We start from the raw sequence: 20,253 nt of genomic DNA, 5'->3' as shown, positions 1-20,253 counted from the left end.
AGAGAAAGACCCATGAGCACCCTTCGCGAGTACCTGTCGCACAAGCGCGCCGCCCTGCTGGCCCGCCGGGAGGCCCCGGCGGCCGGTCCGGTGCCGCTGCACGCCCACGTCACGGCCGAGGGCCGCAGCGGGATCCGGCGCATCAGGATCAGGGACTTCCAGATCATCAGCGACAGCGGCCCCGACTTCGCCGGCTACGACCTCGGCCCCGGCTCGCCCGAGCTGCAGGCCGGTGTCCTGGGGAGCTGCGTGACGCACATCTTCCTGATCAAGGCGGCCGAGCTGGAGGTGCCGATCGACTCCCTGGAGGTGGACGTCCGCGCCGAGTACGACCCGAGGGCCCAGCTCCCGGGCGACCAGGGCGTCCCGGTGTACCCGCACAACTTCCGCTACGAGGTGCTGATCGGCTCGCCCGCCTCCGACGAGCAGCTGGCCGGGCTGCACGCCGAGGTCGAGCGGGTGTGCCCGATCCTCAACCTGATCCGCAACCCGCAGCAGATCAGCGGCTCGATCGTCCGGGTGGCGGATCCCGCGCAGCTGCCCGTCGCGTAGCAGGTCAGCGCCGGGTTCCGGCCCGGCGTGAGTGGCGCAACCTCACCGTTATCCCCTTTTTCCTACCTGTGAACTAGGTTGAAGGCATGGAACCGGTGGCGCTCGACGATCGGCGGCCTCGGGCGGATCGTGCCCGCCAGGTCGCCGACCTGCTGAGAAGACAGATCATCCAGGGCAGCTTCCCCCAGGGACAGCTCCCGCTGGAGGCGGCGCTCGCCCGCGAGTTCGGCGCCTCGCGCAACACCGTGCGCCAGGCGCTCGACCTGCTCCGCGCGGAAGGGCTGGTCGAGCGCTGTCCCGGCGTCGGCACGACCGTCGCGGCCGAGAAGTACCCGCACGGCCTGCACCGCCTGCTGGGCCTGGCCGAGACCCTCCACGAGCACGGCCGGGTCGTCAACCAGGTCCGCACGATGACCCTCATCGAGCCGCCCGCTCCGGTGAGCCGGCGGCTCGGCCTCGCCCCCGGCGAGCAGGTCGTCTACCTCGAACGGCTGCGCAGCCTGAACGGCCTGCCGCTCTCGCTCGACCTCACCTACCTCGTCCGCGACGCCGGCGAGCCGCTGTTCGCCGCGGACCTGGTCAACAACGACATCTTCGTGCTGCTGGAGCGGATCGCCGGGCAGCCCCTCGGCATGGCCGAGCTCACCCTCGAAGCGGTCAACGCCGACCCCCACACCGCCGCCGCGCTCGGCACGCCCCGCGGCGCCGCCCTGCTCATGGTCGAACGGCTCACGCACCTGGCCGACGGCCGGCCCGTGGACCTGGAGTTCGTGCGCTTCCGCGGCGACCGGCTCACGATGCGCGGGCACCTGCGCAGAACCCCGGAGGAGGAACGGTCATGACCCTGGTCAACCAGCGCGTCGAGGTCCCCGTGACGATCGACGAGGCGCTGTGCATCGACGGCTGCACCCTCTGCGTCGAGGCGTGCCCGCTGGACTCCCTGGCGATCAGCGAGGTGACCGGCAAGGCGTACATGCACGTGGACGAGTGCTGGTACTGCGGGCCGTGCGCGGCCAGGTGCCCGGTGGACGCGGTCACCATCGACATCCCCTACCTGCTGCGATGAAGGAAGCGCGATGCTGCGTAAGGCTCTGACGACGGCCGCGCTGACGGCCGTCGCGCTGACTGCGGCCGGCTGCTCGGTCTCCGGCGCGACCGGCGGCGAGGACCGGATCAGGATCGTCGTCGGCTACCAGTCCAAGACCATCAACACCGTGACCGCGGGCACCCTGCTGCGCTCGCTCGGCTACCTGGAGAACAGGCTCGGCCCAAGGTACGCGGTCGAATGGCAGGACTACGACACAGGCGCGCCCATCACCGCCAAGATGGTCGCCGGGAAGATCGACATCGGCTCGATGGGCGACTATCCGCTGCTCATCAACGCCGCCCGCACGCAGGCCGTCCCGGAGGCGCGCACCGAGCTGGTCTCCATCACCGGCTACAACCTGCGCGGCGGGCTGAACATGGTGCTCGTGCCGCCCGCGTCCAAGGCCAGGACCCTGGCCGACCTCGCCGGGGCCAAGGTCTCGGCCAGCGTCGGCTCTGCCGGGCACGGGACGCTGGTCCAGGCCCTGGAGAAGGCGGGCGTCACGGACGTGGAGACGGTCAACCACCAGCCCGCGGTCGGGGCCGCGCAACTGGAGTCGGGCGGCGTGCAGGGGTACGCCCAGTTCGTGGCCTGGCCCGGCCTGCTCGCCTTCCAGGGCAAGGGCCGCCTGCTGTACGACGGCTCCGCGCTGGACGTGCCGACCTTCCACGGCGTGGTGGTGCGGCAGGCGTACGCGAAGAAGTATCCGCAGGTCGTGGACGCCTTTCTCAAGGCCCAGATCGACGCCACCCGCTACCTGCACGAACACCCGCTGGCGGCGGCCGAGTCGGTGGCCGCCGCGACCGGGCTCCCGCCCGAGGTGGTCTACCTCTACAACGGGCGGGGCGGCATCGCCACCTTCGACGTCACGCTGAAGCAGCGGCTCCAGGCGGCGCACGAGCACGACGTGACCTACCTCAAGCGGATCAGCCCTGACTTCTCCGGCGTGGACGTCGCCTCCTTCGTCGACGACACCTACCTGCGCAGGGCGTACGGGCCGGCCTACGACGCCGACCGGGCCTCGACCGCCAACTCGGCCGCCGTCACCGGGAACGACGCCGCCTGCGGCATCCCGGCCGGCGATCCGCGGACGGCCTCCGAGCTCTGGCTGACCGGCGAGCGGGACACCCGTCCCGCGGCCACGCCGACGTGCCTGCTCCGGCAGGTCGCCGGGGCCGGGGGGAAGGTGCGCGCGGCGTACGTCCCGGACGCGGCGACCGGCACCCGGTGGTTCGCCGACCGCTCGGTGTGGCTGGAGGACCCGGCCGCCGCCCCCACCGGCCGTCTGCTCCCGTTCACCACCCAGGACGGCGCCGACGCCTACCGCGCGGCCCACCCCAGGACCCGGCCCGTCACCTACGAGGCCGCCCTGAAGGCCGCCAGAAAGGCCGGCGACCCCCGATGACCAGCACAGAAACACCGCCGGCCACCCCGCCCGCCGCCCTGCCGGCCGCCGTGGGCGCGCCTGCTGAAGCGGGCGCCGTCGTTCCCCGGAAGGGGCCCGGCCCGCGGGGCGGGAGAGGGGCGCGGTGGGCGGTCAGGGCCGCCTCGGTGGCGGTGGCCGCGGGGGCGTGGCAACTGCTCACCGTCACCGACGCCCGCCTGTGGCTGCGCTTTGACCGGCTCCCCAGCCTGGACGAGATCGCCGCCCAGGCCGCCCGCCAGCTCGCCACCCGCACCTACTACCTGGACCTCCTGCAGAGCCTGATCAGGATCCTCACCGGCTTCGGCCCGGCCGCCGTGGCCGGGATCGCCGTCGGCGTGCTGGTGGCCAGGTCGCCGAGGACGGGCGACGTGCTCGGCCCGCTGCTCGAAGCCGTCCGCCCCATACCGGCCATCGCGCTGGTCCCCATGGCGATCCTGCTGTTCCCGGCCGACGAGCAGGGCATCGTGTTCATCACGTTCACCGCCGCCTTCTTCCCGGTCATGGTGAGCACCCGCCACGCCGTGCGGGCGTTGCCCACCCTGTGGGAGGACGCGGTCAGGACGCTCGGCGGCCGGCGCCGTCACGTGCTGGTGAACGTCGTGCTGCCCGGGGTGCTCCCCGGTGTCTTCGGCGGGCTGTCCGTCGGCATGGGCGTCGCGTGGATCTGCGTGATCTCGGCCGAGATGATCTCCGGCGAGTTCGGCGTCGGCTACCGCACCTGGATGTCGTACACGATCGTCGACTACCCGGCGGTCATCGTCGGAATGGTCACCATCGGCCTGCTCGGCTGGCTCACCTCGGCCGCCGTCGAGCTGGCCGGGCGCAGGGCGACGCGGTGGCTGCCGCGCGCCGGAGGAGGCCGGTCATGACGCTCGGCATCACGCTGGAGTCCCTGTCGCTCGGGTACGCCCGCGAACCGGTCCTGCGCCAGGTCGACCTGGCCGTGCGCCCCGGCGAGGTGCTGGTCGTGGTCGGCGCGTCCGGGTCGGGCAAGTCCACGTTGCTGCGGGCGCTGGCCGGGCTGCTGCGCCCGTACGCCGGCCGGATCGTGGCCGGCGGGACGGAGATCGCCGCCACCTCGCCCGACCGATCGATGGTCTTCCAGGACGACGCCCTGCTGCCCTGGCGTACCGTCCGGCGCAACGTGGAGCTGCCGCTGCGCATCCGCGGGCTGCCCAGGCGCGAGCGGCGGGCGGCGGCGGAGGAGTGGCTGGCCCGCGTCGGCCTGGCCGGGCACGGCGACCGGCTGCCCCGCGAGCTGTCCGGCGGCATGCGCCAGCGCGTGCAGCTCGCCCGCGCGCTGGCCGGGACGCCGCGCGCGGTCCTGATGGACGAGCCGTTCGGCGCCCTCGACGCCCAGACCCGCGCCGGCATGCAGGCGCTCCTGCTCGACGTGCTGCGCGACACCCGCGCCACGGTCGTCTTCGTCACCCACGACGTGGACGAGGCGCTCCTGCTCGCCGACCGGGTCGTGGTGCTCGGCCACGGCGGCGTCCGCGCGGTGATCGACGTGCCCGGCCCCCGCGAGCCCGGCGCGGACCGGGCGGCCCTGCGTGACCTGATCCTCAAGGAGTTGTGAATGGAGATCCCCCCGATCGAGGACCGCCTGCACCTGGAGTGCGAGGTGCTCGTCGTCGGCGGCGGCACCGCGGGCACCATGGCCGCGATCACCGCCGCCGAGCGCGGCGCGCGGGTGCTGCTGCTGGAGAAGGCCCACGTACGGCACAGCGGCGCCCTGGCCATGGGCATGGACGGCGTCAACAACGCGGTCATCCCCGGCAAGGCCACCCCCGAGGACTACGTCGCCGAGATCACCAGGGCGAACGACGGCGTCGTCAACCAGAAGACCGTCTACCAGACCGCGACCAGGGGTCACGCCATGGTCCGCCGCCTGGAACGCTACGGCGTGAAGTTCGAGAAGGACGAGCACGGCGAGTACGCCGTCCGCCGGGTCCACCGCTCGGGCAGCTACGTCCTGCCGATGCCCGAGGGCAAGGACGTCAAGAAGGTGCTCTACCGGGTGCTGCGGCAGCGGCACATCCGCGACAAGGTGCGCATCGAGAACCGGGTCATGCCGGTCAGGGTGCTCACCTCGCAGGGACGGGCGGTCGGCGTGGCCGGGTTCGACACCCGTTCCGGGCGGTTCGTCACCGTGAGCGCGGGAGCGGTGATCCTGGCCACCGGCGCCTGCGGCCGGCTCGGCCTGCCCGCCAGCGGCTACCTCTACGGCACCTACGAGAACCCGGCCAACGCCGGGGACGGCTACGCCATGGCCTACCACGCCGGGGCCGAGCTGAGCGGCCTCGAATGTTTCCAGATCAATCCGCTGATCAAGGACTACAACGGCCCGGCCTGCGCGTACGTGGCCAACCCGTTCGGCGGGTACCAGGTCAACAACCGGGGGGAGCGGTTCGTCGACTCCGACTACTGGTCGGGCCAGATGATGGCCGAGGTCTCCGCCGAGATCGCCTCGGCCAGGGGGCCCATCTACCTCAAGCTCTCCCATCTCCCCGACGAGACCGTCAGCGCCATCGAGGGCATCCTGCACTCGACCGAGCGCCCCACCCGCGGCACCTTCCACGCCGGGCGCGGCCACGACTACCGCACCCACGACGTGGAGATGCACATCTCGGAGATCGGTCTGTGCGGCGGCCACTCGGCGTCGGGCGTGTGGGTGGACGAGCACGGCGCGACCACCGTCCCCGGCCTGTACGCGGCGGGCGACCTGGCCTGCGTGCCGCACAATTACATGATCGGCGCGTTCGTCTTCGGCGACCTGGCCGGGGAGCACGCCGCCGCCCATCACGGAGCCCCCGGGGCGCCCCTGCCGGAGGACCAGGTGGCCGCCGCCCACGAGCTGGTCTACCGGCCGCTGCGCAACCCGGACGGGCCGCCGCAGCAGCAGGTGGAGTACAAGCTGCGCCGTTTCGTCAACGACTACGTGGCCCCGCCCAAGACGGCGGCGAAGCTGGAGATCGCGCTGGAGTCGTTCGAGCGGATGCGGGCGGAGATCGCCTCCATGGGCGGGCGGACGCCGCACGAGCTGATGCGCTGCGTCGAGGTGGACTTCATCCGCGACTGCGCGGAACTGGCCACGCGCGCCTCGCTGACCCGTACCGAGAGCCGGTGGGGGCTCTACCACGAGCGCGCCGACCTGCCCGGTCGCGACGACGCGGGCTGGCTGTTCCACCTCAACCCGCGCAGACGCGCGGACGGCGCGACGGAGTTCGTCAAGCGGCCCGTCGAGCCCTACCTGGTGCCCGTCGAGGAGTTCGCGCCCGTCGCCGCCGAGCCGGTGACGCTGGAGGTCGCGGCCACCGCCGCCGTGCGACGGGCGCCGCGGGCACGTCGCGGACGCGCCGCCGTCGGCCGTTCGCCGCGCATCCTGGAGCTGAACCGGCTGGCCGAGGAGCAGCCGTCCGCCGAAGACCTCGCCCCCTACCTCGCCGACCCCGACCCCAAGGTGCGCAGGGCCGCCATCGCCGCCCTCACCGAGACCGTGCCGGACGGGACGGGCGCCGCCCCGGCCGCCGCGCTCGCCGACCCGCACGGCACCGTGCGCAGGGCCGCCGCGACCGGCCTGGTGGAGCTGGTCGAGGTGCTGCCGGCCACCCCGGAGCTGGGCCGCGCGCTGACCGGCGCGCTGACCGGCGGCGACGCCCTGGTCCGGGCCGCGGTCCTGGACGTGCTGCGCGCGTTGCGGCTCGGCGGCACGCCGGTGTTCGCGGACGCACTCGCGGACGGCGACCACCGGGTGCGGATCGCGGCCGTCCGCGGGCTGGTCTCGCTGGACGAGTCCGGCCTGCTGGCCGGGGCGGCGGGCGATGCCTCCCGGGAGGTGCGCGTGTGGGTGGCCAAGGGCATCGGGGCGGTCGGGAAGCCGTCCGCGGCGCTGGCGGTGCTGGCCGGGGACGGCGACCCGCTGGTGCGGGCCGCCGCGCTGGAGGCGTCCGGCGCGGTGGGGGAGCCGCTGGAGCGGGAGGCCGTACGAGGGCTGCGGGACCCGGCGTGGGAGGTGCGGGTGGGGGCGGCACGCTGCCTGGCCGCCGCCGGCCCGCGGACGGCGGCGCCGCCGCTGGTGGCGGCGCTGTCGGACGGCAACCTCGACGTGCGCAAGGCCGCCGTGCTCGCGCTGGCCCCGTGGGCGGCTGCGCCCGACGTGGCCGCCGCCCTGCGGGACGCGCTCGCCGACACCGACGCCGACGTGCGCGCCCACGCGGGCAAGGCCCTGTCCCGGCGGTGACCACACCGCCCGACCGGCCCTGTCCGCAGGGGAACTCCGCCCTGGTACCAGGGGAGCTCCGGTCCCGCCCCCGAGGGCGGGGCCCTCAGCCGGTCGTGAAGCCGGAGAACAGGGCCAGGGCCAGGGCCAGGGCGACGACCACGTTCACCACCGTCGCGGCGGCGAACACGGCGACCGGCCGCCACCCGGCCGCACGCAGCGCCGCCACCCGGAACTCCAGCCCGATGCTGACGAACGCCAGGATCAGGAACCAGGTCCGCAGGTCGTTGGCGACCCCGACGACCGCCTTGCCCTGGCCCGCGGGGACCGTCGTGAGCCACCAGGTGGCGATCACCGACGCGGCGACGAACCCGAGCACGAACTTCGGGAAGCGCCGCCAGAGCTCCGCCGCCCCGGGCCGCTCCGCGTCCGGCCGCCGCTCGACCCGGAAGGCGAACCAGGCGGTCAGCGCGACCACGACGACGCCGATGAGCGCGTTCTGGGTGACCTTGACGATCGTGGCGATGGCCAGGGCGTCCTCGCCCGCGATCGTGCCGGCGGCGGTGACGGCGGCGGTGGTGTCGATGTTGCCGCCGATCCAGGCCCCCGCGACCTCGGGCGGGAGCCCGAACGCCGAGGCCAGGGCGGGCAGGACGAAGATCGACGGCAGCGCGAACGCGATCACCAGGCTCGCACTGTAGGCGAGCTGCTCCTTCCTGGCCTGGACGGCCCCCGCCGCCGCGATGGCCGCGCTGACCCCGCAGATCGACACGGCCGACGACAGCAGCGCGCGCAGCCGGTCGTCGAGCCCGAGCCGCCCGCCGAGCCACCACGTGAACAGGAACACCGTGCTGATCAGCACGATCGCCTGGAGCACGGCCGGCCCGGCGGCGGTCACGATCACCTTGAGGTTGATGGAGGCGCCGAGCAGCACCAGCCCGGTCTTGATGAAGAACTCGGTGCGGAACCCGCCGGCCAGCCGCTCCCGCAGCCCGGTCGCGGTGAGCAGCGCGTTGCCGAGCAGCCCGAGGGCGATCGCGTAGACCGGGAACTCGACGGCCTTGGCGAGCCCGGAGTCAGGGAACCAGCCGGGCACGCCCTTCTCCAGGAACCGGGTCGCGGCGGCCAGCACGAGGACGACCAGGACGCCGAGCGCCGTCCCTCGCCAGGTCGCGCGGTCGGCGGTGACGGTCGCGGCGCTCATCAGGGCACCAGCCCGACGGGGATGACGCCGGTGAGGACGAGGACGAGCAGGACCAGGCCGACGGCCGTGGCGGCCCAGTCCTCGTTGATCGCGACGCGGCTCTCGCGTCCGGTGGGGGATTCGCCGGTGCTCATGGGCGTGCCTTTCAGGTGGGGGATGGGAGGTGCGGGCGGGGCCCAGCCAACCCCGCCCGCACTGGCTTCGGCCGATCCGCGAGGCCCCGGCCACGGCGACGTTCGTGGCCGGGGCAGCCCCAGGGAGGGTCAGGCGGCGATCGGTGAGTAGGTCGCGGCGTCACCGCTCAGCGCGGTGCTGGTCCGGCCGTCCACGCCGACCGGCACGTCCCCGGCGATCGTGACCCGGTGCAGGCGGCGGGGACGGTCGCCGAAGTCGTGCACCACGCGGTGCTGGGTGGCCCGGTTGTCCCAGATCGCCACGTCACCGGGCGACCAGCGCCAGCGGACGGTGTTCTCCACCTCGGTGACGTGCTCCTGGACCAGCCGGATGATCGAGCCGGAGGTGTGTCCCGACAGGCCGCTCAGCCGCTTGGCGAAGTCGCCGAGCAGGATCGAGCGCTCGCCGGTCTCCGGGTGCACGCGCACGACCGGGTGCTCGGTCTCGAACAGGGTGGAGGCGAACACCTCGGCGTGCTCGCGGGCGCGCTCGTCGATCGTGGCCGTGCGGACGTAGTCGTACTGGTTGGTGTGCACGGCCCGCAGCCGGTCGAGCAGGTCGCGCAGCTCGGCGGGCAGGTTCTCGTACGCGCTGACGGTGTTGGCCCACAACGTGTCGCCGCCCGCCTCCGGCACGATGACCGCGCGCAGCACCGAGGCCAGCGGCGGCCGGTCCACGAAGGTCACGTCGGTGTGCCAGCGGTCGACCTTGTGGCCGTTGCTGTAGTCGAGGTCCAGGATGTGGGCGTTGCCGTGCAGCGCGGGCACGGTGGGGTGGGCGGCGGTCGGCTCGCCGAGCAGCCGGGCGAAGCCGACCTGGCTCTGCTCGTCGAGGTGCTCCTGACCGCGCAGGAAGATCACTTTGTGGGTGAGGAGGGCCTGGCGGAGCTCGGCCACGACGTCGGGGTGCAGGTCGGGCGCGAGCCGCACACCGGTGATCTCGGCTCCTATACGGCCGGCGACGGGGGTGATGGTCAGGGATGGCATGGTGTCCTTCCTTCCGTACGCCTCCACCGTAAATAAAAACCAACTAAATTGGTAGGGCTTGACGGAATAAGATCGCCGTGCTGGGGTGAAAGGCGTTCACGACGCCAGAAAGGCCGCGACATGCCTGTGGAGTTCCTCGGTATCGGTGGCACCAACGACGGCTCGGAGACCTCGCCCCGCTCGGGCCCCTCCTTCGACAAGCAGTACACGCTCCGGCTCGCGCGGGCCCACCAGGAGCACGGCTGGGACCGGGTGCTGTTCGCCTACGGCTCCGGCTCGCCCGACCCGGCCCAGGTGGCCGCGTACGTCGCCGGCCGGGTCGAGGGCCTGGGGATCCTGCTGGCCCACCGGCCGAACGTGTCGTACCCGACGTACGCGCTCAAGACCTTCGCCACGCTCGACCAGATCAGCGACGGCCGCCTGACCGTGCACTTCATCACCGGCGGCAACGACCACGAGCAGGGCAGGGAGGGCGACGTCCTGACCAAGGACGAGCGGTACGCCAGGACCAGGGAGTACATCCGGATCGTCAAGAAGGGGTGGACCTCCAGGGAGCCGTTCGACCACGAGGGCGCCCACTACTCCTTCCGGGACTTCGTCTCCGACGTCTTCCCGGTCCAGCGGCCGCGGCCCCAGGTCTCCTTCGGCGGCTCGTCGCCCGCGGCGTACGCGGCCGGCGGGGCCGAGGCCGACGTCTACTGCCTGTGGGGCGAGCCGCTGGCCGAGACCGCGCAGCAGATCGCCTCGGTCAGGGAGGCGGCCCGCGCGGCCGGACGGGCCGACGTGCCGCGCATCCAGGTGGCCTTCCGGCCGATCATCGCGCCCACCGAGGAGCTGGCCTGGGAGAAGGCGCACCGGATCCTGGGCGAGCTGCGGCAGGCCGGGGCGAACCCGCGGCGGCGTCCCGGGGGCCCGCCGCAGAACGCCGGGTCGCTGCGGCTGCTGGAGGTGGCCGCCAGGGGAGACCGGCACGACCGCGCCCTGTGGACGCCCACCGCGGCGGCCACCGGCGCCGCCGGCAACTCCACCGCCCTGGTCGGCACCCCGGAGACGGTGGCGCGGGCCCTGCTCGACTACTACGACCTGGGCGTGGAGATCCTCTCGGCGCGCGGCTACGCGATCCTGGACGACGCCGTCGACTTCGGCCGGCACGTCATCCCGCTCGTCCGCGCGGAAGTGGCCCGGCGCGACGCCGCCCGCGCCGACGCCGCCCGCGAGGGGGCCGCGCGTCAGGGCCGTGACGACGACGTGCGTGCGGGCCATGGCGTTGCATGACACGGCCGAGGCCGTGCCCGCCGCCGGGCGGGAGGAGCCCGCGCCGAAGGTCGTGACCGCCCGCCGCCCGTCCCGGACGGTGGCCGCGCTCGCCGTGCTGGTGCTGCTGGCGATGGCGGCCAACGCCCTGGTCACCAACCCCGCCTGGGAGTGGGACGTCGTCGGCACGTACCTGTTCGCGCCCTCGGTCCTGCGCTCGGTGCTGCTCACGCTGGAACTGACCGGGCTGGGCATCGGGCTCGGGTTCGCGCTCGGCACCCTGCTCGCCCTCATGCGCCTGTCGGCCAACCGGCTGCTGGCCTCGGTGGCCTGGGGGTACGTGTGGCTGTTCCGCTCGGTGCCGCTGATCCTGCAACTGCTGTTCTGGTACAACCTGGCGCTGCTGTACCCGAGGTTGTCGTTCGGGGTGCCGTTCGGGCCCGCCTTCTTCGACGTCGGCACGATGGACCTGATCGGGCCGGTCACCGCCGCCGCGCTCGGGCTCGCGCTGCACCAGGCGGCCTACGCCGCCGAGATCGTCCGCGGCGGCCTGCTGTCGGTCGATCCGGGGCAGCGCCTGGCCGCGGCGGCGCTGGGCGTGCCGAGGGCCCGCCGGTTCTTCCGGATCATCCTGCCGCAGGCCATGCGGACGATCGTGCCGAACGCCGGCAACGAGATCGTCAGCCTGGTCAAGGGCACCTCGGTGGTCTACATCATGGCCCTGCCCGAGCTGTTCTACCAGGTGCAGGTGATCTACAACCGCAACGGCAGGGTGATGGCGCTGCTGCTGGTCGCGACCGTCTGGTACCTCGTCCTGACGACCACGCTCTCGGTCGGCCAGCACTTCCTGGAGCGCCACTACGGCAGGGGCCGCTCATGATGGTGGAACTGGCCGGCGTGCACAAGAGCTTCGGCGCGCTGCACGTGCTCAAGGGCATCGACCTGCGCGTACGTCAGGGCGAGGTGGCGGTGGTGCTCGGGCCGTCCGGCTCGGGCAAGTCCACCCTGCTCCGCGTGATCAACCACCTGGAGAAGGTGGAACGCGGGACGGTCACGGTCGACGGCGAGCTGCTGGGCTACCGGCGCGCCGGCGACCACCTGTACGAGCTGCCCGAGCGCGAGATCCTCCGCCAGCGCACCAGCATCGGCTTCGTCTTCCAGAACTTCAACCTCTTCCCGCACCTCACCGTCAGCCAGAACATCGCCGAGGCCCCGCTGTCGGCCCAGCGCCGGCCGCCCGCCGAGGTGGCCGCGCTGACCGCCCGCCTGCTCGACCGGGTCGGGCTGGCCGGCAAGGCCGCGGCCTACCCGCGCACGCTCTCCGGCGGCCAGCAGCAGCGCGTCGCCATCGCCAGGGCGCTGGCCCTGGAGCCCAAGGTGGTGCTGTTCGACGAGCCCACCTCCGCCCTCGACCCGGAGCTCGTCGGCGAGGTCCTGGAGGTCATGAAGGACCTGGCCCGCAGCGGCACAACCATGATCGTCGTCACGCACGAGATCGGCTTCGCCCGGGAGGTGGCCGACACCGTCGTGTTCATGGACGAGGGCCGCATCGTCGAGCGCGGCCCGGCCGCGCAGGTCCTCGACGCCCCGCGCCACGAGCGCACCCGCGCATTCCTCGGCAAGGTCCTCTGATCACAAGGAACCCCCATGCGTCTCACCGCCGTGCCCGCACTCCTGCTGATCCTGTCCGCCACCGTCACCGCCTGCGCGGCAGAACCCGCGGCCGAACCCGCGCTCGTCCCCGGAGCCGGCGAGGGGGCCGCGGTCGCCGGCCGCGCCATCGACACCGGCCCCGACCAGAAGCGGGTGCGCACCGGCAAGGTGGCAAGCATCGCCGCCCGGGTGCCCGCCGAGATCGCGCGGGACGGCCGGCTCACCGTCGGCTTCAGCGTCCAGAGCTCGCCGCCGCTGGTCTTCCCGGCCAGTGACGACGTCACGCTGATCGGCGTGGAGACCGACCTCGCCCAGCTCGTGGCGGACGTGCTCGGCCTGGAGCTGGAGCCGGAGAGCTCCTCCTGGGAGAACCTGTTCCTGGGGGCCAGGTCCGGCAAGTACGAGGCCGTGTTCAACAACGTCACCGTCACCGAGGAGCGCAAGGACGTCTACGACTTCGCGACGTACCGGATCGACCAGCTCGGCTGGCAGGTTCCCGGCTCCAGCCCGATCAGGAGGATCTCCGGGCCGGCCGACGTGGCCGGGTTGCGGGTCTCGGTCGGCTCGGGCACCAACCAGGAGAAGATCCTGCTCGACTGGGACGCCCAGAACCGCAGGGCCGGCCTGAAAGCGGTCGAGATCCTCTACTACCAGAAGTACGGCGACGTGCTGCTCGCCCTGAAGTCGGGGCGTGTGCAGGCGTACTTCGGCCCGAACCCGACCATCGCCTACAACGTCGCGGTCAGCGGCGGCTCCAGGATCGTGGGCACCGCCTCGGGCGCCGGGCCGGGCCTGCAGGGCCTCATCGCGGCGATGACGAAGAAGGGCAACGGCCTGGTGGGGCCGGTGCACGACGCGCTGGCCACGGTGATCGGGAACGGGACGTACCGGCAGGTGCTCGACCGGTGGGGGCTGGGCAACGAGGCGGTCCCCGAGTCCAGGGTCAACCCGCCGGGCCTGCCGAGGCAGAGCGGTTGAGCGCGCCCGCCTTCGAGGTCCGTCTGGTCGCGCCGGACGATCCCGCCGTCCGGCCGCTGCTGGCGGACCTCGCGCTGGAGTACACCAGCCGGTACGGCGCCAACGACGAGCTGAACCGGTACCCGGCCGAGGAGTTCACGCCGCCGGACGGGGCCTTCCTCGTCCTGGTGGTGGGCGGCGAGACCGTGGCGGGCGGGGCGTTCCGCCGCTACGACGCCGACACGGCCGAGCTCAAGCGGGTATGGACGCATCCCGGCCACCGCAGGCGCGGCCTGGGCGCGGTGGTCGTACGGGAGCTGGAACGCGAGGCCGCCCGCCGCGGCTACCTGCGCATCCACCTGACCACCGGCCCCCGCCAGCCCGAGGCCGTCGCCCTGTACCTGGCCGGCGGCTACACCCCGCGCTTCGACCCGGACGACCGCCCGGCACGCGGCCCGCTGCCTTTCGTGAAGAGTCTGTGACCCAGCGTGGGATTGACGAGCGCCCTCCCTTCCTCCTATAAACACTCTAAAGCCACTAAATAAGTGGGAAATAGGGAGAAGAGATGAACGCTCGCAGGGTTCGCGTAACGGTGGCCACCCTGGCCGCCCTGGCGCTCACGACCATGGCGGCCGCCTGTGGGGGCAGCGGCAGCCCTGCGGACAGCGGCGCGAAGAGCGGGGGAGCCGGCGCCACGCAGGTGCGTCTGGGCTTCTTCCCCAACATCACCCACGCCACCGCCCTGGTCGGCGTGGAGAAGGGCATCTACGCCAAGCACCTCGGCACCGCGCCGAAGACCAGCACGTTCAACGCTGGCCCGGCGGCGATCGAGGCCGTGTTCTCCGGCGCCATCGACGCCACCTACGTCGGCCCCAACCCGGCCATCAACGCCTGGTCGAAGTCGAAGGGCCAGGCCATCAAGATCGTCGCCGGCGCGGCGTCCGGCGGCGTGTTCCTCGTGGTCAAGCCCGGGATCAACACGGTGGAGGACCTCAAGGGCAAGAAGATCGCCACCCCGCAGCTCGGCAACACCCAGGACGTCGCGCTGCGCTACTGGCTGACCGAGAAGGGCATCAAGACCGACACCAAGGGCGGCGGCGAGGTCTCGATCGTGCCCCAGGAGAACTCCCAGACCATCCAGACCTTCGCCACCGGCGACATCGACGGCGCCTGGGTGCCCGAGCCGTTCGCCAGCCGCCTGATCAAGGAGAGCGGCGGCAAGGTGCTGGTCGACGAGCGCGACCTGTGGCCGGACAAGCAGTTCGTGATCACCCACCTCATCGTCCGCCAGGAGTGGGCCAAGGAGCACCCCGACCTGCTCAAGAAGCTGATCGAGGCGCACGTCGAGGCCAACGACGTCATCGCGAAGGACCCGGCCGGCGCCGCGCAGACCGCCAACGCCGCCCTGCAGAAGCTGACCGGCAAGGCGCTCAAGCCCGAGGTGCTGGACAGCGCGTTCAAGAACATCACCTTCACCAACGACCCGATCGCCTCGTCGCTGGTGGGCAGCGCCGAGCACGCGACCAAGGTCGGCCTCCTCGACCCGGTCGACCTGAACGGCATCTACGACCTCAAGGTCCTCAACGAGGTCCTCGCCGCCAAGGGCCAGCAGGCCATCTCCGACAAGTAGGAGGCGCACGCGATGTCCGCTCCGCTCACGGAGCAGGTCACCGGCCGGGTCGACGGGCAGAGCCCCGCGATCCGGCTGGAGGCCGTCTCCAAGCTCTACGGTCAGGGCCGGACGGCCCTGCAAGCCCTCGACCAGGTCTCGCTGTCGGTGGCGCCCGGCGAGTTCGTCTGCCTGCTCGGCGCGTCCGGCTGCGGCAAGAGCACGCTGCTGTCGCTGGTCGCCGGGCTCGACCGGCCCACGGCCGGCCGGATCGACGTGGACGACGCCCGCGTCGCGCTCATGTTCCAGGAACCCGCGCTGTTCCCCTGGCTGACCGTCTCGGCCAACGTCGAGATGGCGCTGCGCGCCAAGGGCGTGAGCAAGCGGGAACGCCGGGACCGGGCCGCCGAGTTCCTCGACATCGTCCACCTGGGCGGGTTCGGCAGGAAACGGCCGCACGAGCTGTCCGGCGGCATGCGCCAGCGCGTCGCCCTGGCCAGGGCGCTCGCCCAGGACGCCGACGTGCTGCTGATGGACGAGCCCTTCGGCGCCCTGGACGCCATGACCCGCGACCTGCTGCACGACGAGCTCGAACGCATCTGGCGGGAACGCGCCCTGTCGGTCCTGTTCGTCACCCACAACGTGCGCGAGGCCGTCCGGCTCGGCGACCGGGTCGTGCTGCTGTCCAGCCGGCCGGGGCGGGTGGTCGAGGACTTCCCCGTCGCGCTGCCGCGGCCCCGCCGTACCGACTCGGGGGAGGTGGCCGAGCTGGCGGGGGAGATCACCGGCCGCCTCCGCCAGGAGGTCCTGCGCCACGCCCGTCAGGAGGAGCCCGCATGACGACGACGGACACCCACGCCCAGCAGCTGGCCGGGCTCGACGCGCTGGAGCTGGGCACCGGCCACCGCGCCGGCCTGGCCTCCCGGCTGTGGGCGGGGTTGTGGCCGATCGCCACGGCCGTGCTCATCGTGCTGGCCGTCTGGCAGGCCGTGGTGTGGGCGGGCTGGTGGCCCGAGTACGTCTTCGCCGGGCCGGTCACCACGCTCGCCGAGCTCGGGCACCGGCTCGGCGACCCCGAGTTCTACACCGCGCTGGCGGTCACCATGCGCCGCGCGGTCACCGGGTTCGCCCTGGCGATCGCCGTCGGGCTGGTCGTCGGCGCGCTGGTCTCGCGGATCGGGCCGCTGCGCCGCGCCACGGGCTCGCTGATCACCGGGCTCCAGACGATGCCGTCCATCGCCTGGTTCCCGCTGGCCATCCTGCTGTTCGGGCTGTCGGAGAGCGCGATCCTGTTCGTGGTGGTGCTGGGCGCGGCGCCGTCCATCGCCAACGGCCTGATCACCGGGGTGGACTACACGCCGCCGATCCTGCTGCGCGCCGGGCACATGCTCGGCTTCCGCCGGATCGCGCTCTACCGGCACGTCATCCTGCCGGCCTCGCTGCCGTCGTTCCTGGCCGGGCTCAAGCAGGGCTGGGCGTTCGCCTGGCGCTCATTGATGGCCGGTGAGCTGCTGGTCATCATCGCCAACCAGGCCTCGCTGGGCGAGCAGCTCCACTACGCCCGCGAGCTGGCCGACTCGCCCGGCCTGCTCGCGACCATGATCGTCATTCTGGTCATCGGCATCGTGGTGGACCGCGTCTTCGGCCTGGCGGACGGCGCGCTGCGCCGCCGCTGGGGCCTGCACCAGGTGAGCACCTGAGCAGTAGACGGCCATGCGGATCTCCGCCAGAACCCAGTACGCCCTGCGCGCCGCGGCCGAGCTGGCCGCGGCGCCGCCGGGCCCCATGCCCGCCGAGAAGATCGCCACGGCCCAGGGCATCCCCCGCAAGTTCCTCGACAACATCCTGCTGCAGCTGCGCCGGGCGGGCCTGCTGCACAGCCAGCGCGGCCCCGACGGCGGCTACTGGCTGGCCAGGCCCGCCGGCGAGATCACCCTCGCCGACATCGTGCTGATCGTCGAAGGCGTCTCCGAGGGCGGCGACCACGGCGGTTATCCCGGTGTGGCCAGCCCGCTCGCCGAGGTGTGGAGCGCGCTGCGCGACCACGAGGAGATGATGCTGGCCGACATCACGCTGGCCGACATCGCCCGCGCGAGCGTGCGGCTGGGCGACGAGTCGCGCTGAGGGACGTCCCCCGGCCCGTGGCTAGCCCGCCACCCCGTTCTCCCAGGCCCACGCGATGATCTCGACCCGGTTGCGCACGCCCAGCTTGTCCAGGACGGCCGAGATGTGGCCTTTCACGGTGCTCAGCGAGATGTGCAGGGCGGCGGCGATCTCCTGGTTGGTGCGTCCGGCGGCCACGGCGCGCACCACGTCGGTCTCCCGCTCCGACAGCGGGCGCACCGCTCCCGTCGCGCGCGGCGCCCGCCTGGCCAGGCCGGCCAGCAGGCGCGGCGTGATCGACGGCGAGATCAGGGCGTCCCCGGTGCTGGCCGCCCGTACGGCCTCGGCGAGCAGGGCCGGGCCGGCGTCCTTCAGCACGAACCCGGCCGCGCCGCAGCGCAGCGCGTCGTAGACGTACTCGTCCAGGTCGAAGGTGGTGACCACGACCACCGGCAGCGGGTCGGGCACGTCGGCGCCGGCCAGGGCGCGGGTGACCGCGATGCCGTCCATGCCGGGCATGAGGATGTCCACCAGGCAGACGTCGGGGCGTACCCGCCGGGCCAGCTCGACGGCCTCCGCGCCGTCCCGGGCCTCGGCCACCACGCGGATGTCGGGCTGGTCCTCCAGGATCAGCCGCAGGCCCCGGCGGACCATCGCCTGGTCGTCGGCCAGCAGCACGCCGATCGTCAACGCCGCCTCCTTGGTGGCCCCGTCAGTGGCAGGGTGGCGTGGACCGACCAGCCGCCCTCCGGCCGGGGGCCCGCGCGCAGGGTGCCGTCGAGGGCCTCGACGCGTTCGCGCATGCCGATCAGGCCGTAGCCGCCGCGGCTCCGGGACGGCGGCGCGGGCGGCGCGTCGTCGGCGACCTCGACCACGACCGCGCCGTCCCGCCCCGTGATCTCGACGGTGACCGCGCGGGCGCGGGCCGCGTGGCGGGCGACGTTCGTCAGCGACTCCTGGACGATCCGGTAGACGGTGCTGGTCACCTCCGGCGGCCAGCTCTCCGCCTCACCGGGGGCGCGCAGGGTCACGGGCGGGCCGTCGAAGCCGCCGACCAGGTCGGTGAGCCGGCCGGGCGGGCCTGGCACGTCGTCGGCGGCCTCGCGCAGCAGGCCCACGACGCGGCGCAGCGCGGCCAGGGCTCCGGCGCCGGCGTCCTCGATGTCCTCCAGTGACTCCTCCAGCGGGCCTGACCCCCTGCGGGCCAGCAGCCGGGCCGCCTGGGCCTGCAGGACGATGCCGGTCAGGTGGTGGGCCGCCACGTCGTGCAGCTCCCTGGCGAGCCTGCGGCGCTCGTCGTGACGGACGCGCTCGGCGGCCGACAGGCTGCTCGCCGCCAGCAGCCGCAGGCCGCCGCCGACGCCCAGGGCGGCCAGCCAGCCGGCCAGGTTGAGCCCGACCACGGCCCCGCTGTGCGCGCCGGGCACGCTCGCGGCGGCGACCGCGAGCCCACCGGCCGCGACGGCGCAGGCCGGCCATGCGGGAAGCGTCCTGACCGCCGACCCGACCAGCACGGACAGGCCCAGCGCCATGGCCGGTCCGGGCTCGTTCGGCAGCCCGGCCCACGCGGCGACCAGGACGGCCACGGCCGCCACCGCCAGCCCGCCCACGGCCGTCCACATCGGGGCCAGGCGGCGCGCCAGGGCCAGCGCGCACACCGCCGCCCCCGCCGCGCAGTCGAACACCCAGTAGCCGCCGCCCCAGCTGCCGGCGATCAGGCCAGCCCAGAAGACCAGCACGGCGACGGCCGCCACCGCCAGCGCGGCCTGCGCCGTCACGGCCGCGGCCCGCCGCCCGCCGGGCCAGGCGAGCTCCGGCCGGTTCCGCACGTTCACGCACCCAGGCTAGGGAGGCGGGCCCGCCCGGCACACCGGCCGAAAGTACGGTCGCCCCGGCCCGAACCCTGCTTTCGACCCTCCCCGCGCCCCGCCGCCCGCCGCAGGATGAGGCTTCATGCCCTATGACGACCCGCGGCCCGCCCGCGCCCTGCCCCAGGACAAGACCCCGCCCGCCGCCCCCGGGCGGTCGCGCATCATCGCGCTCGACGTCGTGCGCGGCTTCGCCCTGTGCGGGATCCTGCTCGCCAACGTCCAGCCGATCTCGCACGTCGGCACCGACCCGGTCACCGCGCAGCCGGCGACGCTCGACGACACCGCCCGCTGGCTCGGCCTGCTCGTCGAGCAGCGCTTCTTCCCGATCTTCTCGCTGCTGTTCGGCGTCGGCTTCTCGCTGCTGCTCGACTCCGCCGCCGCCCGCGTGCCCCACCCGCGGGCGTTGCTGCTGCGCAGGCTCCTCCTGCTGGCCTGCATGGGCCTGGCCCACATGTTCCTGCTGTGGCGCGGCGACATCCTGACCGTCTACGCGGTCGTCGGCCTGGTGGTGCTGCTGCCCTCGACATGGTTGCCGCGCTGGGCCGTGGCCGGGCTCGCCCCCGTGCTCGTCGTCGCGGCGCTGGTCGCCTTCGGGGGCGGCACGATGCTGGTGCCCGGCCTGTTCCTGCTGGGCTCGGCCCTCACCAGGTACGGCGTGATCGACCGGATCGAGAGCTCCACCCGCGTCCCGGCGCTGCTGGCGCTGGGCTTCGCCGTGGCCACCGTCCCGGCACTCGCGTGGCAGGCGGGAACCACGGCCGTCCCCCTGCCGATGGCCACGTCCGGGCTGCTCATGGCCGGTCTGTACGTGTGCGTCCTGCTCGTCCTGCTCAGGACCCCGCTGCGCCCGGTGTTGCGGGCCGTCTTCGCCCCGCTCGGCCGCATGGCGCTGACCAACTACCTGAGCGCCACCGCCCTGGTCCTGCTCCTCGGCAAGGTGGCCGGCGGCCCGCCGGAGAGCTGGACGCTGAGCACGATCGTGGGGATCGCCGCCGTCATCCTGGCTCTGCAGTGGGTGTGGTCCACCCTCTGGCTGCGCCGGTACCGCTTCGGCCCGCTGGAATGGTTGTGGCGCTGGGCCACCTGGGGCCGCCGTCCGGCCCAGCGGGCCCGGTGAGGCCGTAGGGAATTCTGGGACGAACCTGCAACCCTCCG

The 20,253-nt window shown here is 73.3% G+C and carries 22 protein-coding genes; 17 read left to right on the top strand and 5 right to left on the bottom strand.

Translation table 11 applies throughout. The features are described 5' to 3' along the window. Positions 1 to 12 precede the first annotated feature (12 nt). The 7 genes from ACNF49_RS50880 to ACNF49_RS50850 all read left to right on the top strand — a co-directional run bounded on the left by ACNF49_RS50880 (position 13) and on the right by ACNF49_RS50850 (position 7,308). Positions 13 to 552 carry an OsmC family protein gene (locus ACNF49_RS50880; protein ID WP_357970580.1) on the top strand — a complete coding sequence of 180 codons (540 nt, stop codon included), beginning with the start codon at positions 13 to 15 and terminating at the stop codon, positions 550 to 552. An 86-nt stretch (positions 553 to 638) separates the two neighbouring features. Continuing rightward, positions 639 to 1,394 carry a GntR family transcriptional regulator gene (locus ACNF49_RS50875; protein WP_357970581.1) on the top strand — a complete coding sequence of 252 codons (756 nt, stop codon included), beginning with the start codon at positions 639 to 641 and terminating at the stop codon, positions 1,392 to 1,394. Then, a complete protein-coding gene (locus ACNF49_RS50870) occupies positions 1,391 to 1,618 on the top strand; it encodes a 4Fe-4S dicluster domain-containing protein (protein ID WP_357970582.1) in 228 nt (75 codons plus the stop codon). The genes ACNF49_RS50875 and ACNF49_RS50870 overlap by 4 nt, the downstream gene beginning before the upstream one ends. A 10-nt stretch (positions 1,619 to 1,628) precedes the next feature. Then, positions 1,629 to 3,044: an ABC transporter substrate-binding protein gene (locus tag ACNF49_RS50865; RefSeq protein ID WP_482942160.1), complete on the top strand. Its 1,416-nt coding sequence runs from the start codon at positions 1,629 to 1,631 to the stop codon at positions 3,042 to 3,044. Beyond that, the gene (locus ACNF49_RS50860; protein ID WP_482942159.1) at positions 3,041 to 3,934 is read left to right on the top strand and encodes an ABC transporter permease; all 894 of its coding nucleotides are present in this window, start codon (positions 3,041 to 3,043) and stop codon (positions 3,932 to 3,934) included. The genes ACNF49_RS50865 and ACNF49_RS50860 overlap by 4 nt, the downstream gene beginning before the upstream one ends. Continuing rightward, on the top strand, positions 3,931 to 4,644 hold the full coding sequence (locus ACNF49_RS50855; RefSeq protein ID WP_482942158.1) for an ABC transporter ATP-binding protein: 714 nt from the start codon (positions 3,931 to 3,933) through the stop codon (positions 4,642 to 4,644). The genes ACNF49_RS50860 and ACNF49_RS50855 overlap by 4 nt, the downstream gene beginning before the upstream one ends. Then, on the top strand, positions 4,645 to 7,308 hold the full coding sequence (locus tag ACNF49_RS50850; protein ID WP_482942157.1) for a fumarate reductase/succinate dehydrogenase flavoprotein subunit: 2,664 nt from the start codon (positions 4,645 to 4,647) through the stop codon (positions 7,306 to 7,308). A gap of 85 nt (positions 7,309 to 7,393) precedes the next feature. Here the strand turns inward: ACNF49_RS50850 and ACNF49_RS50845 are convergent, their stop codons facing one another. The 3 genes from ACNF49_RS50845 to ACNF49_RS50835 form a co-directional block, all read right to left on the bottom strand. Beyond that, positions 7,394 to 8,491 carry a YeiH family protein gene (locus ACNF49_RS50845; RefSeq protein ID WP_482942156.1) on the bottom strand — a complete coding sequence of 366 codons (1,098 nt, stop codon included), beginning with the start codon at positions 8,489 to 8,491 and terminating at the stop codon, positions 7,394 to 7,396. Beyond that, on the bottom strand, positions 8,491 to 8,625 hold the full coding sequence (locus ACNF49_RS50840; RefSeq protein WP_352330037.1) for a hypothetical protein: 135 nt from the start codon (positions 8,623 to 8,625) through the stop codon (positions 8,491 to 8,493). Before ACNF49_RS50840 ends, ACNF49_RS50845 begins: the two co-directional genes overlap by 1 nt. Positions 8,626 to 8,754: 129 nt before the next feature. After that, positions 8,755 to 9,651 (bottom strand): TauD/TfdA dioxygenase family protein, encoded by an 897-nt coding sequence (locus ACNF49_RS50835; RefSeq protein WP_482942155.1) that lies wholly within the window; start codon positions 9,649 to 9,651, stop codon positions 8,755 to 8,757. Between the two features lie 120 nt (positions 9,652 to 9,771). On the opposite strand from ACNF49_RS50835, the gene ACNF49_RS50830 reads away from it, so the two are divergent. The 9 genes from ACNF49_RS50830 to ACNF49_RS50790 all read left to right on the top strand — a co-directional run bounded on the left by ACNF49_RS50830 (position 9,772) and on the right by ACNF49_RS50790 (position 17,248). Continuing rightward, positions 9,772 to 10,926, top strand: coding sequence for an LLM class flavin-dependent oxidoreductase (locus tag ACNF49_RS50830; protein WP_482942154.1), 1,155 nt, complete (start codon positions 9,772 to 9,774; stop codon positions 10,924 to 10,926). Then, positions 10,913 to 11,785 carry an amino acid ABC transporter permease gene (locus ACNF49_RS50825; RefSeq protein ID WP_482942153.1) on the top strand — a complete coding sequence of 291 codons (873 nt, stop codon included), beginning with the start codon at positions 10,913 to 10,915 and terminating at the stop codon, positions 11,783 to 11,785. The genes ACNF49_RS50830 and ACNF49_RS50825 overlap by 14 nt, the downstream gene beginning before the upstream one ends. Next, positions 11,785 to 12,537: an amino acid ABC transporter ATP-binding protein gene (locus ACNF49_RS50820; protein ID WP_482945692.1), complete on the top strand. Its 753-nt coding sequence runs from the start codon at positions 11,785 to 11,787 to the stop codon at positions 12,535 to 12,537. Before ACNF49_RS50825 ends, ACNF49_RS50820 begins: the two co-directional genes overlap by 1 nt. Before the next feature lie 15 nt (positions 12,538 to 12,552). Next, positions 12,553 to 13,536, top strand: a complete 984-nt coding sequence (locus ACNF49_RS50815) for an ABC transporter substrate-binding protein (protein ID WP_482942152.1) — start codon at positions 12,553 to 12,555, stop codon at positions 13,534 to 13,536. Further along, a complete protein-coding gene (locus ACNF49_RS50810) occupies positions 13,533 to 13,997 on the top strand; it encodes a GNAT family N-acetyltransferase (RefSeq protein ID WP_357970610.1) in 465 nt (154 codons plus the stop codon). Before ACNF49_RS50815 ends, ACNF49_RS50810 begins: the two co-directional genes overlap by 4 nt. 83 nt (positions 13,998 to 14,080) lie before the next feature. Next, positions 14,081 to 15,145, top strand: a complete 1,065-nt coding sequence (locus ACNF49_RS50805) for an ABC transporter substrate-binding protein (RefSeq protein ID WP_357970613.1) — start codon at positions 14,081 to 14,083, stop codon at positions 15,143 to 15,145. Between the two features lie 12 nt (positions 15,146 to 15,157). Beyond that, positions 15,158 to 15,964 carry an ABC transporter ATP-binding protein gene (locus ACNF49_RS50800; protein ID WP_357970614.1) on the top strand — a complete coding sequence of 269 codons (807 nt, stop codon included), beginning with the start codon at positions 15,158 to 15,160 and terminating at the stop codon, positions 15,962 to 15,964. Continuing rightward, positions 15,961 to 16,824 (top strand): ABC transporter permease, encoded by an 864-nt coding sequence (locus tag ACNF49_RS50795; protein ID WP_357970616.1) that lies wholly within the window; start codon positions 15,961 to 15,963, stop codon positions 16,822 to 16,824. Before ACNF49_RS50800 ends, ACNF49_RS50795 begins: the two co-directional genes overlap by 4 nt. A gap of 13 nt (positions 16,825 to 16,837) precedes the next feature. Further along, a complete protein-coding gene (locus ACNF49_RS50790; RefSeq protein ID WP_357970619.1) occupies positions 16,838 to 17,248 on the top strand; it encodes an RrF2 family transcriptional regulator in 411 nt (136 codons plus the stop codon). Between the two features lie 21 nt (positions 17,249 to 17,269). Here the strand turns inward: ACNF49_RS50790 and ACNF49_RS50785 are convergent, their stop codons facing one another. Both ACNF49_RS50785 and ACNF49_RS50780 read right to left on the bottom strand, forming a co-directional pair. After that, the gene (locus ACNF49_RS50785; protein ID WP_357970621.1) at positions 17,270 to 17,917 is read right to left on the bottom strand and encodes a response regulator; all 648 of its coding nucleotides are present in this window, start codon (positions 17,915 to 17,917) and stop codon (positions 17,270 to 17,272) included. Then, positions 17,914 to 19,062 carry a sensor histidine kinase gene (locus ACNF49_RS50780; RefSeq protein WP_482942151.1) on the bottom strand — a complete coding sequence of 383 codons (1,149 nt, stop codon included), beginning with the start codon at positions 19,060 to 19,062 and terminating at the stop codon, positions 17,914 to 17,916. The genes ACNF49_RS50785 and ACNF49_RS50780 overlap by 4 nt, the downstream gene beginning before the upstream one ends. 118 nt (positions 19,063 to 19,180) lie before the next feature. On the opposite strand from ACNF49_RS50780, the gene ACNF49_RS50775 reads away from it, so the two are divergent. Continuing rightward, entirely contained in the window at positions 19,181 to 20,215 is a 1,035-nt protein-coding gene (locus tag ACNF49_RS50775) for a DUF418 domain-containing protein (protein WP_482942150.1), read from the top strand. The last annotated feature ends 38 nt before the right edge of the window (positions 20,216 to 20,253 follow it).

It is taken from the genome of Actinomadura sp. ATCC 39365 (genome assembly GCF_054392275.1).
Note: the sequence above shows the minus strand (reverse complement) of the source record. Positions and strands in the feature narration are given on the sequence as shown.

Coding starts and splice junctions, on each gene's coding strand:
- ACNF49_RS50880 (WP_357970580.1), top strand. CDS start 13: ATGAGCACCCTTCGCGAGTACCTGTCGCACAAGCGCGCCGCCCTGCTG.
- ACNF49_RS50875 (WP_357970581.1), top strand. CDS start 639: ATGGAACCGGTGGCGCTCGACGATCGGCGGCCTCGGGCGGATCGTGCC.
- ACNF49_RS50870 (WP_357970582.1), top strand. CDS start 1,391: ATGACCCTGGTCAACCAGCGCGTCGAGGTCCCCGTGACGATCGACGAG.
- ACNF49_RS50865 (WP_482942160.1), top strand. CDS start 1,629: ATGCTGCGTAAGGCTCTGACGACGGCCGCGCTGACGGCCGTCGCGCTG.
- ACNF49_RS50860 (WP_482942159.1), top strand. CDS start 3,041: ATGACCAGCACAGAAACACCGCCGGCCACCCCGCCCGCCGCCCTGCCG.
- ACNF49_RS50855 (WP_482942158.1), top strand. CDS start 3,931: ATGACGCTCGGCATCACGCTGGAGTCCCTGTCGCTCGGGTACGCCCGC.
- ACNF49_RS50850 (WP_482942157.1), top strand. CDS start 4,645: ATGGAGATCCCCCCGATCGAGGACCGCCTGCACCTGGAGTGCGAGGTG.
- ACNF49_RS50845 (WP_482942156.1), bottom strand. CDS start 8,491: ATGAGCGCCGCGACCGTCACCGCCGACCGCGCGACCTGGCGAGGGACG.
- ACNF49_RS50840 (WP_352330037.1), bottom strand. CDS start 8,625: ATGAGCACCGGCGAATCCCCCACCGGACGCGAGAGCCGCGTCGCGATC.
- ACNF49_RS50835 (WP_482942155.1), bottom strand. CDS start 9,651: ATGCCATCCCTGACCATCACCCCCGTCGCCGGCCGTATAGGAGCCGAG.
- ACNF49_RS50830 (WP_482942154.1), top strand. CDS start 9,772: ATGCCTGTGGAGTTCCTCGGTATCGGTGGCACCAACGACGGCTCGGAG.
- ACNF49_RS50825 (WP_482942153.1), top strand. CDS start 10,913: ATGGCGTTGCATGACACGGCCGAGGCCGTGCCCGCCGCCGGGCGGGAG.
- ACNF49_RS50820 (WP_482945692.1), top strand. CDS start 11,785: ATGGTGGAACTGGCCGGCGTGCACAAGAGCTTCGGCGCGCTGCACGTG.
- ACNF49_RS50815 (WP_482942152.1), top strand. CDS start 12,553: ATGCGTCTCACCGCCGTGCCCGCACTCCTGCTGATCCTGTCCGCCACC.
- ACNF49_RS50805 (WP_357970613.1), top strand. CDS start 14,081: ATGAACGCTCGCAGGGTTCGCGTAACGGTGGCCACCCTGGCCGCCCTG.
- ACNF49_RS50800 (WP_357970614.1), top strand. CDS start 15,158: ATGTCCGCTCCGCTCACGGAGCAGGTCACCGGCCGGGTCGACGGGCAG.
- ACNF49_RS50795 (WP_357970616.1), top strand. CDS start 15,961: ATGACGACGACGGACACCCACGCCCAGCAGCTGGCCGGGCTCGACGCG.
- ACNF49_RS50790 (WP_357970619.1), top strand. CDS start 16,838: ATGCGGATCTCCGCCAGAACCCAGTACGCCCTGCGCGCCGCGGCCGAG.
- ACNF49_RS50775 (WP_482942150.1), top strand. CDS start 19,181: ATGCCCTATGACGACCCGCGGCCCGCCCGCGCCCTGCCCCAGGACAAG.